This is a genomic window from Stenotrophomonas lacuserhaii, assembly GCF_014836545.1.
Lineage (GTDB): Bacteria > Pseudomonadota > Gammaproteobacteria > Xanthomonadales > Xanthomonadaceae > Stenotrophomonas > Stenotrophomonas lacuserhaii.
In genome coordinates this window covers 83,341-94,481 of the sequence record NZ_JACSQS010000017.1, presented here as the reverse complement: position 1 = coordinate 94,481, position 11,141 = coordinate 83,341, and the positions used below count along the sequence as shown (strand labels likewise).

The following is an 11,141-nucleotide window of genomic DNA, read 5'->3' as shown; positions in this document are numbered from 1 at the left end:
TCTTTTCGCATGGATGCGAAAAGCGAGCCTACAAGGACGTACTTGCGGCGTGTCCTGCACAGCCACCCCGCCCCGCCGCCAAGCAGCCCTGCAGCCTTTGATGTTGACGTTGACGTTGCTTCGGCTTGAAAAAGCAGCCGCCGGGCGCAGCCCGCACCACCCCTGCCATCAGTTGGTCACACAGACCGCTTGCACTCTGAATCTGTGGTGTTATAGTTGACTACAACACCAGTCACCTGAGACAGGGGGAGCCGATGAATACGTCAGTCCAACGTCGCATGACCCGTACGGCCGCCAGCGCGGCGGGCCTGCTGCTCCTGTCTTTGTGGTTCGGTGCGGCGCACGGCGGTGCCGACGAAAGCGAAGCCGCCTCCGCCCTCGACAGCCTGCAGGACGCAGGCGTGCCGGACGCTGGGAATGCATCGCCGGCACCCTCCCCCCCGCGGCGGCTGAACAGTTCGTTGTCCATGCCGTATTTTTCTTTCGCACAGTCGCTGAATCCCCGGAGCTGACCATGAGCGATATCCAATGGAGCGATGGCGCCCCCATCTACCGTCAGCTGAAGGAGCGCGTGATTGCCATGATGCTTGACGGAATCATCAAGCCGGGCGACGCCCTGCCCTCGGTCCGCCAGGTGGCGGCCGATTACCAGCTCAACCCCATTACCGTATCCCGTGCCTACCAGGAGCTGGCTGATGAAGGCCTGGTCGAAAAGCGCCGCGGCCTGGGCATGTTCATGACCGAAGAAGCGGCAACACAGCTGCGCAGCAGCGAGCGCGATCGCTTCCTCAACGAAGAATGGCCGGCCGTGCTCGAGCGCATCCAGCGCCTGGGCCTGGACGTGAACGAACTGTTGACCCAAGGGAGACTCTCATGAACGGCGCAGCACACCAGGATGTGATCACCGCGCGGGGCCTGCGCAAGGCCTATAAGCGCACCCTCGCGCTGGACAACACCAGCTTCAGCATTCCGGCCGGCCGCATCGTCGGGCTGATCGGCCCGAACGGGGCCGGCAAGACCACTGCACTCAAGGCGCTGCTGGGCCTGACCTCGGTGGACGGCGAGCTGAGCGTGCTCGGCAAGGACCCGCGCAGCCACCGCGATGAGCTGATGAATGACATCTGCTTCATCGCCGACGTGGCCGTGCTGCCGCGCTGGCTGAAGGTCCGCGAAGCCATCGATTTCGTCGCCGGGGTGCATCCGCGCTTCGACCGTGCCCGCTGCGAGCGCTTCCTGTCCACCACCAAACTGCAGCCCAGGCAGCGCGTGCGCGAGCTGTCCAAGGGCATGATCGTGCAGCTGCACCTGGCCCTGGTGATGGCCATCGACGCCCGCGTGCTGGTGCTGGACGAGCCCACCCTGGGGCTGGACATCCTGTACCGCAAGGAGTTCTACCAGCGCCTGCTGGAAGACTACTTCGACGAGCAGAAGACGATCATCGTCACCACCCACCAGGTGGAGGAGATCGAGCACATCCTGACCGACGTCATGTTCATCCGTGACGGCAAGGTCGTGCTCAGTGCCGAAATGGACGAGGTCGGCGAGCGCTACACCGAAGTGCTGGTCAATGCCGACCAGCTCGATACCGCCCGCGCGCTCAAGCCGATCGACGAACGCAGCCTGCCCTTCGGCAAATCCGTGCTGCTGTTCGACAACGTGCCGCGCAGCCAGCTGGCAACGCTCGGCGAAACCCGCAACCCCGGCCTGGCCGACCTGTTCGTCGCCATCATGAAGGGAACCTACGCATGAACGCCGTGAACCATCCGATCAGCAAGGCCGGCACCCTGCGCTGGCTGCTCAAGCGCGAATACTGGGAAAACCGCGGCGGTTTCCTGTACGCCCCGATCATCGCCGGCGTCGCCTCGCTGGTGATGAGCACCATCGGCATCATCATCGGCCTGTTCGTGCTGCGCCGCGCCGCGTCGCAGGGCGACCTGCACATCAACGACAGCAACATCCAGGTCAACGGCCTGGACCTGGACCTGCTGACCCGCCAGCTGGATCCCAAGGACCTGGTGGACCTCGGCAACGGCCTGGATGCAACGCTGGCGCTGAGTTCGGCGTGGCCGTTCGTGGTGATGGCCTTCGTTGTGTTCTTCTACTGCCTGGGCGCGCTGTATGACGACCGCCGTGACCGCAGCATCCTGTTCTGGAAGTCGTTGCCGCTGTCGGACACCCAGACCGTGCTGTCCAAGGTGCTCAGCGCGATCGTGATCGCTCCGCTGATCGCCGTGGCAGCCTCGATACTGACCATGCTCTGCTTCCTGGGGGTGATTTCGATCGTCGCCCTGACCCATGGTGGCGACCCGATGTCGCTGATCTGGGGGCCGTCCAGCCCGCTGCTGCTGGCCGCTGGCCACCTGAGCTGGATCCCGGTGTTCGCCCTGTGGTCGCTGCCAACCGTCGGCTGGCTGCTGGTGTGCTCGTCCTGGGCCAAGAGCAAGCCGTTCCTGTGGGCGGTGATGCTGCCGCTGTTTGCCGGCATCGTGGTCAGCACCACCAAGGTGATGGGCCTGCTGGACATGACCAGCGGATGGTTCTGGCAGCACATCGTCGGCCGCCTGCTGCTGGGCACCGTGCCCGGCGTCGAACTGGCCTACCGCTCCGGTGCAGCCAGGGACTCCGAATCCATCGTCCAGCTGCTGTCGCCGTCCAACCAGCTCGGCGCACTGGCCATGCCGGACCTCTGGATCGGCGCCGCGGTCGGCATCGTCTTCATCTTCCTCGCCATCCGCCTGCGCCGCCGCGCCGGCGAAATCTGAGCACAAGGAGCCACCCGCCATGCGTACCCTGCTTGCCTGCGCCACCCTGATGCTGCTGCCGCTGTCCGCCCTGGCCAACGACGCGCCCTGCAAGTTCACCGAGAACCGTGACCTGAAGCTCGACCTGGCCGGCGCAAAGACTCTCGTGCTGGAGGTCAACCAGCACGACCTGCACGTGGTCGCCGGCAGCGGTCCGGCGCAGTTGTCCGGCCGGGCCTGCGCGTCCAGTGCCGACTGGCTGCGCGACCTGACCCTGACCCAGCAGCGCAGCGGCGACAAGCTGGTGGTCAGCCTGCGCCGCGAGGGCAAACAGGGCATCGTGATCGGCGACAACTACGCGTGGCTGGACATCCGTGGCAGCGTGCCGTCCGATGTCATGGTGCAGCTGAAGGTCGGTTCCGGTGATGCGCATGTGGAAGGCGCGCGCTCGCTCAGCGTGGACGTGGGCTCCGGCGATGCGGATGTGCTGCGCACCCAAGGCAGCGTGCATGCCGCAGTCGGCTCCGGTGACCTGCGGGTCGACGGCGCCGACAGCCTGAACCTGCTGTCGGTGGGCTCCGGCGATGCGAAGGTATCCAACATCCGCCGCGACGTAACCGTTGGTAGCATCGGCTCAGGCGACCTGGAGCTGCGCGATGTCGGTGGCAACGTTGCCATCCGCACCATCGGTTCCGGAGACGCCGACGCCCGCCAGGTGCGCGGTAATGTGGAAATCGGCGTGCTCGGATCGGGCGATGTCGAGCTGCGTGATGTCGGCGGCAACCTGCTGGTCGGCAGCCACGGCTCGGGCGGGATCAAGGCCGACGGCGTGGGCGGCAACCTGACCGTCCAGCGCAGCGGCAGCGGCGATGTCCGCCACAGCGGCGTGCGCGGCACCGTCACCCTGCCGCGCGGCAAGTAACCCGACAGACATACGGAAGGATCGACCATGAAGATGCGAACCCTGTTGCCCACCCTGTTGCTGGCCCTGCCGTTGGCGGCCTGTACCGACCAGGGCACCGACGCGGCCAAGTCCATCAGCGATACCGGCAGCAGCATCGGCCGTTCGGTACAGGAAGCCACCGACAAAGCCCGCAAGGAAATGAGCACGGGCAACTTCAAACTGTCGGTCGATGGCCTGCCAACCGCCGAAATCACCCCCGCCGGTGCCCTGCTGATCGAGGGCAAGGACGTAGTGACCACGCCCGCACAACGCGCCCAGCTGCTGGAGTACCGCCACCAGGTGGAAGGCATCGCAATGGCCGGCATGGACATCGGCGTGGCCGGCGCGAACCTGGGCGTCAAGGCCGCTGGCGAGGCGCTCAAAGGCGTGTTTTCCGGGCAGACCGAGGGAATCGAACAGCGTGTCAATGCCGAGGCGGACAAGCTGAAGGTCCAGGCCAAGGGGCTGTGTGACAAGCTGCCGGCCATGCTGGCGACCCAGCAGGCACTGGCGACCTCGCTGCCTGCCTTCGCCCCGTACGCGACGATGGACCAGACCGACGTGGACGGCTGCGACGAATGAGCGCACCCGGCCGTCGCCTGCGATCTGGCGGCGGCCGGCCCGCGCTGCGGGGATTACACTAACGCGTTCCCCCTTTCCCGTGGACCGCCATGAAGAAGCTGTTCCTGCTGCTGGCCGCCCTGTCCTGCCTCGTGCTTGCCGGCTGCGACCAGGAGTACCGCAACCATCGCGTCGAACGCAGCAAACCGAAGATCACCGTCAGCGACAGCATGGTCACCGTGCGCCGCGCGCCTGCGCCGAACATCATCATCCTGGCCAACGGCCATATGAAGGTCGATGAGATTGAAATCCCGCTGCGGGCCGACCAGCAGCAGATGCTGCAGCAGATGTTCGGCCACCTGCAGGTGCTGCGCCAGAACACCCTGGTCGATGCCCCGGCCGACCCGGACAGGAAGCCGGTGAAGATCGTGCCACCGGCGGGCAGCAACCCGATCCCGGCCGACCTGGTGCAGGTGATTCCGGAGTTCAAGGACTACACCGAAACCTTCGGCAACCTGCAGGCTGATCGTCGCTGAGGATCGTGGGTGGTGACGGCCGCTGGCCGTCCCTCGGCTCCATCCGTCATATCAACCGCGACCGGTTAGACGGCCGTTTCGTTCGACGGGCTTCGGGGTTTTGTGCCGCGCCTTGCGCGGTTGCCGACCAAGGTCGGCACTACGGACCTCCGCGAACGCGGCAGGGTTGCCTGCCGTTTTCGCGGAGTGATGCGGCGTCGGTGGATCAGCCGCCGCTGCCGCCGCCTGCGTGGATGCCACCAGCGGTGAGCGCCTTCGGATCCAGCAGCCGGCGCAGTTCGGCCTCGGCCAGGCCGCTGTCCTCCAGTGCGATCTCCAGCACCGGGCGCTGTTCCTTGTAGGCACGCTTGGCGATCGCCGCGGCCTTCTCATAGCCGATGATCGGGTTCAGCGCCGTCACCAGGATCGGATTGCGGTCCAGCGCCTCGCGCACCCTGTCCTGGCGCACCTTCAGCCCGTCGATGGCGCTGTCCGCCAGCAACCGCGACACATTGGCCAGCAGGGTGATGCTGTCCAGCAGGTTCACCGCGATCAGCGGCAGGGTGACGTTCAACTGGAAATTGCCGGTCTGCCCGGCCACGGTAATCGCGGTGTGGTGGCCGATCACCTGCGCGCAGGCCATCACCGTCGCCTCCGGGATCACCGGGTTGACCTTGCCCGGCATGATCGAACTACCCGGCTGCAGCGCCGGCAGTTCGATCTCACCCAGCCCGGCCAGCGGACCGGCGTTCATCCAGCGCAGGTCGTTGGCGATCTTGATCAGTGCCACCGCCAGCGCGTTGAGCTGGCCGGACATCTCCACCGCATCATCCTGCGCCGCCAAGCCTTCGAACTTGTTGGCGGCACTTTCGAACTTGACTCCGGTCGATGCCTTCAGCGCCTTGGCCACGCGTTCGCCGAAGCGCGGATCGGCGTTGATGCCGGTGCCGATCGCCGTGCCCCCCAGCGGCAGGCGACGCAGGCGCTTGAGGCTGTCATCGAAGCGCTGCTGCGCCGAGGCCAGCTGCGCCGACCATGCCGAAAACTCCTGCTCGAAGGTCAGCGGCATCGCGTCCATCAAGTGCGTGCGCCCGGTCTTCACCACCTTGCGCAGGCTGCGGCCCTTGCGGTCGATGACCTTGCGCAGGTGCGCCAGCGCCGGCAGCAGGTCTTCCTGCGCGGCCAGCGCCGCCGACACGCGCAGGGCGGTCGGGATCACATCGTTGGAGCTCTGGCCCTGGTTGACGTGGTCATTGGGATGCACCGGCGTGCGCCCGGCCTTGCCGCCGCGATTGGCCAGTGTGGCGATGACCTCGTTGGCGTTCATGTTCGAAGACGTGCCCGAGCCGGTCTGATAGACGTCGATCGGGAAATGCGCGTCCCACTCACCGGCGGCCACTTCGGCGGCCGCGACCTGCACCGCCTTGGCAATGTTCTTCGGCAGGTGGCCGAGCTCCGCATTGACCCCGGCGGCGGCACCCTTGACCAGGCCGAGGGCACGGATGAAACCCCGCGGCATGCGCTGGCCGGACACCGGGAAATTGTCCACCGCACGCTGGGTCTGCGCGCCCCACAGCGCATCGGCAGGCACCTGCAGCTCGCCCATGCTGTCATGTTCGGTCCGGAAACCGGGGGTGGAATTCGTGCTGGAACGCTTGCTCATCCGATCAACTCCGCATGCTTTCAGGGGGAAAGGGAAACTGCGGCTGGCATCGGGCAGGTTCCCCAGGCTGGCATCTGGTTTCAGGATACAGCGTCGTGACGGCCGCCGGCCGTCTCCTCGCCGCCGCTGCCGGTGTTTTCGACAGTCGAGCAGGCGCGCCCCTACAATATGGCCCCCGCCGTCTCACAGCTGCCTGCCGACATGTCCGAATCCGCCCTGCTCGCCCTGTCCCCGCTCGATGGCCGTTATGCCGGCAAGGTCGATGCGCTGCGCCCGATTTTTTCCGAGTACGGGCTGATCAAGGCCCGCATCACGGTGGAAGTGGAATGGTTGCTGGCCTTGGGCGCGGAGCCCGGCGTGATCGAGCTGCCTGCCTTCTCTGCCTCCGCCACGGCGCGCCTGCGCGCGCTGGCCAACGACTTCAGCCCGGCCCAGGCCGCGCGGGTGAAGGAGATCGAGCGCACCACCAACCATGACGTCAAGGCGGTGGAGTACTTCATCAAGGAACAGCTGAAGGACGATGCCGAACTCGCCCCCGCGCTGGAGTTCGTGCATTTCGCCTGCACCAGCGAAGACATCAACAACCTCAGTTACGGGCTGATGCTGGAACAGGCCCGCCGCGAGGTGCTGCTGCCCACGCTGGATGGCATCGCCGCTTCGCTGCGCTCGCTGGCCCACGCACAGGCAGCCCAGCCGATGCTGTCGCGCACGCACGGCCAGACCGCCTCGCCGACCACCCTGGGCAAGGAGCTGGCCAACGTGGTCGCCCGCCTGGAGCGCCAGCGCCGCCAACTGGCTGCGGTGGAGCTGACCGGCAAGATCAACGGTGCGGTGGGCAATTACAACGCGCACGTTTCCAGCTATCCGGACGTGGACTGGCCGACCTTCGCCGAGCGCTTCGTCGAAGGCCTGGGACTGGTGTTCAACCCGTACACCACCCAGATCGAACCGCACGACAACATCGCCGAGATCGGCGATGCCGCGCGCCGCGCCAACACCATCCTGATCGACCTGTCGCGCGATATCTGGGGCTACATTTCGCTGGGTTACTTCAAGCAGCGCCTGAAGGAAGGCGAAGTCGGTTCCTCGACCATGCCACACAAGGTCAACCCGATCGACTTCGAGAACGCAGAGGGCAACTTCGGCATCGCCAACGCGTTGTTCGAACATTTCAGCGCCAAGCTGCCGATCAGCCGTTGGCAGCGCGACCTGACCGATTCGACGGTGCTGCGTGCACTGGGCACGGCGTTCGGCCACACCCAGGTGGCGTTGGATTCGCTGGCCAAGGGCATCGGCAAGCTGGAAGTGAACCCGCAGCGGCTGGATGCCGACCTGGACGCAGCATGGGAAGTGCTGGCCGAAGCCGTGCAGACGGTGATGCGCCGCCATGGCCTGCCCAATCCGTATGAGCAGCTGAAGGCACTGACCCGCGGCCAGGGCATCACCGCCGAGTCGATGCGTGCTTTCGTCGAATCGCTGGAGCTGCCGGCCGATGCCAAGCAGCGCCTGCGCGAGCTGACCCCGGGTGGCTACGTCGGCCTGGCAGCCGAGCTCGCCCGCGCGGTGTAAGGGGGAGTGGCCGGGCTGCGCCCGGCACCTGCTTTTTCAAGCCGGAGCAACAGCAAGAGCAGAAGCTGCAGGGCTGCCTGGTTGGCGGGGCGCGGCAGCTATGCAGGACACGCCGTGAACCCGTCCATGGGGGCTCGCTTTTCGCATCCATGCGAAAAGACGGTCCTGCACAGCCACCCCGCCCCGCCTTCGACAGGTCCATGGCGGCCATGGAACCTTCGGGCATCGGTAGCGCCGACCCATGGTCGGCGGAATGTTCCCGCCAACGGCCCGCTGCGCTCGCCGACCATGGGTATGCCTGTCTTCCTGACCAGCACCCTGCGGGCCGTCGCAAGCGACGTTGGCAGCGGCTCCTGCCGCTGCCTTCGGCGCTACCGCTTTTTATCTTTTTCATGCGCGGCGGGCGGCCCCCGGAACCTGTCAGGGGCCGGGCGGGGAGGCTGTGCGGGGCCTTGAGCGGCAGGAGCCGCGAAGAGCTACATGGACGTACTTGCGCGTGCCCCGCACAGCCTCCCCGCCCGGCCCAACCGAGCTGCAGCTCCAAAAGCAGCCCACCGCGAGGGGGTCCCACCCGTTCGACACCACCCCGTCCGAACGCGGACAATAGGCCATCAGCGGCTGCCCAGGCCGCGCCCTGTCTCCGCTGCAAGGACCTCCCCCCATGGCCGCACGCAAATCCCCTTCCACCGCCAAGACCTTCGCCATCGAAGTCCACGCCACCCCCGCCAAGCCGCTGGGCATGGCCCCGGCGACCTTCCTGCGCGACTACTGGCAAAAGCGCCCGCTGCTGATCCGCAACGCCTTCGCCGGCTTCCAGAGCCCCGTGCAGCCCGAAGACCTCGCCGGCCTGGCCTGCGAAAACGGCGTGCTGGCACGCCTGATTGAACATGACCGCAGTACCGACGGCTGGCGCGTGCGCACCGGCCCGTTCCAGGAGTCGGTGTTCCCCGCCCTGCCGGAAAAAGACTGGACCCTGCTGGTGCAGGACGTGGACAAGTGGGACCCGGACGTGCGCGCGCTCATCGCCCACTTCGATTTCCTGCCGCGCTGGCGGATGGACGATGTGATGATCAGCTTCGCCGCCACCGGCGGCTCGGTCGGTGCCCACGTGGACCAGTACGACGTGTTCCTGCTGCAGGGACAGGGTCATCGCCGCTGGCAGATCGATGCCAGCGAATCGACCAGGGGCAAGCGTCCGCCGCTGGATTTCCGCCCGGACATCGAGCTCAAGCAGCTCACGAAATTCAAACCCAGCCATGATTGGGTGCTGGCGCCGGGTGACATGCTGTACCTGCCGCCGAACGTGCCGCACAACGGCGTGGCCGAAGATGCCTGCCTGACCTTCTCCTTCGGCATGCGCGCACCGGCATCGGCCGAACTGATCAGTGATTACCTGGACACCCTGGTGGTGGATGCCGATGAGGGCATCCGTTACCAGGACCCCGACCTGAAGCTGCCGGAGGATCCGAACGAGATCGACGTGGCGGCGATGAACCGCGTCGTGGCCGCGCTCAATGCCATCCGCATGAACGACCCGGACAAGCTGGGCGACTGGTTCGGCCGATTCATCACCACCTACCGCGCCGCTGGCGAAGTGATGCCGAGCGGCCCGGCGCCGTCGCTGGACGAGGTCGACCACGCCCTGGCCAACGGCCTGTTGCTGGAACGCCATCCCTGGGCCCGCCTGGCCTGGCGGCGTGCCAAGCGTGGCGCGAGCCTGTACTGCAGCGGGCTGGACCTGGCGGTGTCGGTCAAGGATGCCCAGCGCATCGCCGCCGCCGAGCGGCTTGACCTCGCTGCATGGAGCGGCCTGACCGCCAAGGGTCGGCAGGCCCTGCAGGAACTGATGGTGCTGGGCTTCTACCAGCTGACCGATCCCGCTTTCGAAGACCAGCTGGAAGAGGTGCTGGACGCCGACGCGGAGATCGTGGTCGCGCGCGATACCGTGGACACCATCGAGGTTGACGATTTTTCCGATGACGTGCGCGAAGTGAACGTGCATGAGGACGGCGTGGAAGTGGTGGTCAGCTTCGACGAGGAGGACGAAGAGGACGAGCCGGAGGACGGCGCCGGCCAGCGCCGCCACTGAACATGGCCGCCTTCAGTGTCCAGCGGGCCGACCACGCCGCGCATCACGCGGCCATCCATGGCGTCCGACAACAGGTGTTCGTGGTCGAACAGGGCGTGCCGCCCGAGCTCGAGCGCGATGCGCTGGATCCGGTCTGCACCCACGTGCTGGCACGCGCTGCGGACGGGGCGCCCATCGGTACCGGACGGCTGTTGCCCGATGGCCGCATCGGGCGCATGGCGGTGCTGCCGGCATGGCGCAGCCGGGGCGTCGGCGAGGCCATGCTGGAGGAGCTGGTACGTGCCGCCACGGCGGCCGGGCTGCCGCACGTGCACCTGCATGCCCAGTTGCCGGCAGCTGATTTCTACGCGCGCCAGGGCTTCATTCCCGAAGGCGGACAGTTCGAAGAAGCCGGCATCGCGCACCTGCAGATGCACCGCACGCTCGGGGCCGCCGCGGCCATCGAAGGCTTGCAGGCGGCCGTGGCGGTGACCACCGCGGTCATCCACCGGGCGCGCCGACGGCTGTGGATCCACAGCCGCCAGCTGGATCCCGGCCTGTTGGACGCCGCTCCCGTGCAGGCGGCCCTGCGCCGCTTCGCCACCCGTGCGCACGACAAGCAGCTGCGGGTCATCGTGCATGATGCTGCGGCGGTCCAGGCCGCAGGTGCGCCGCTGCTGGCCCTGCTGCAGCGCCTGCCCAGCGTGATCCAGGTCCGTGAGGTGAGCGATCCGGTTGACCGGGCGCTGGCCTCGGCCTGCATCGCCAACGACGGCGGCGACTACTACTTTCGTCTGATGGGGCATCGGCTCGAGGGCGAAGCCGGCATCGCACTGCCTTCACGTTCGCAGCCGCTGGAGCAGCAATTTCAGCGCGTCTGGGACCGTTCGCGTGACTGCAGCGAGCTGCGCGCCCTCGGCATCTGAGCCCGGCGGCGCCGCGCAACCTGTCTGGCAGCGACACCGGGGGGCCTGATCGCGTCGCTGCAACGCCCCTTCCCCGGCGGATGGGGGTACAATTTGGGTGTTTGAACGCGCCCGTGCATGGCTATTCATCCAGTCGGCCGGGTACTTCCAGAGCC

Annotated in this window: 10 protein-coding genes; 9 read left to right on the top strand and 1 reads right to left on the bottom strand. The window is 66.8% G+C overall.

Features of this window, described 5'->3' with window-relative positions; translation table 11 throughout:
• Window positions 1-514: 514 nt before the first annotated feature.
• The 6 genes from H9654_RS14640 (at window position 515) to H9654_RS14615 (ending at window position 4,781) form a co-directional block, all read left to right on the top strand.
• Window positions 515-877: a GntR family transcriptional regulator gene (locus H9654_RS14640; RefSeq protein WP_101098531.1), complete on the top strand. Its 363-nt coding sequence runs from the start codon at window positions 515-517 to the stop codon at window positions 875-877.
• Window positions 874-1,749, top strand: coding sequence for an ABC transporter ATP-binding protein (locus H9654_RS14635; RefSeq protein ID WP_191771540.1), 876 nt, complete (start codon window positions 874-876; stop codon window positions 1,747-1,749). Before H9654_RS14640 ends, H9654_RS14635 begins: the two co-directional genes overlap by 4 nt.
• Complete coding sequence (locus H9654_RS14630) at window positions 1,746-2,762, top strand: ABC-2 transporter permease (protein ID WP_191771538.1); 1,017 nt, start codon at window positions 1,746-1,748, stop codon at window positions 2,760-2,762. Before H9654_RS14635 ends, H9654_RS14630 begins: the two co-directional genes overlap by 4 nt.
• Window positions 2,763-2,781: 19 nt before the next feature.
• On the top strand, window positions 2,782-3,663 hold the full coding sequence (locus H9654_RS14625) for a DUF4097 family beta strand repeat-containing protein (protein ID WP_191771537.1): 882 nt from the start codon (window positions 2,782-2,784) through the stop codon (window positions 3,661-3,663).
• Window positions 3,664-3,690: 27 nt separating this feature from the next.
• Entirely contained in the window at window positions 3,691-4,266 is a 576-nt protein-coding gene (locus H9654_RS14620) for a hypothetical protein (RefSeq protein ID WP_191771535.1), read from the top strand.
• 89 nt (window positions 4,267-4,355) lie between these two features.
• Window positions 4,356-4,781 carry a hypothetical protein gene (locus H9654_RS14615; protein ID WP_042615505.1) on the top strand — a complete coding sequence of 142 codons (426 nt, stop codon included), beginning with the start codon at window positions 4,356-4,358 and terminating at the stop codon, window positions 4,779-4,781.
• A gap of 205 nt (window positions 4,782-4,986) precedes the next feature.
• Here the strand turns inward: H9654_RS14615 and H9654_RS14610 are convergent, their stop codons facing one another.
• Window positions 4,987-6,423 carry a class II fumarate hydratase gene (locus H9654_RS14610; protein ID WP_191771533.1) on the bottom strand — a complete coding sequence of 479 codons (1,437 nt, stop codon included), beginning with the start codon at window positions 6,421-6,423 and terminating at the stop codon, window positions 4,987-4,989.
• A gap of 201 nt (window positions 6,424-6,624) precedes the next feature.
• Between H9654_RS14610 and purB the strand changes: the two genes are divergently transcribed.
• The 3 genes from purB to H9654_RS14595 all read left to right on the top strand — a co-directional run bounded on the left by purB (window position 6,625) and on the right by H9654_RS14595 (window position 10,986).
• Window positions 6,625-7,992 (top strand): adenylosuccinate lyase, encoded by a 1,368-nt coding sequence (gene purB / locus H9654_RS14605; protein ID WP_191771531.1) that lies wholly within the window; start codon window positions 6,625-6,627, stop codon window positions 7,990-7,992.
• A 661-nt stretch (window positions 7,993-8,653) separates the two neighbouring features.
• The gene (locus tag H9654_RS14600) at window positions 8,654-10,081 is read left to right on the top strand and encodes a ribosomal protein uL16 3-hydroxylase (protein ID WP_191771529.1); all 1,428 of its coding nucleotides are present in this window, start codon (window positions 8,654-8,656) and stop codon (window positions 10,079-10,081) included.
• Window positions 10,082-10,083: 2 nt separating this feature from the next.
• On the top strand, window positions 10,084-10,986 hold the full coding sequence (locus tag H9654_RS14595) for a GNAT family N-acetyltransferase (RefSeq protein ID WP_191771528.1): 903 nt from the start codon (window positions 10,084-10,086) through the stop codon (window positions 10,984-10,986).
• Window positions 10,987-11,141 lie beyond the last annotated feature (155 nt).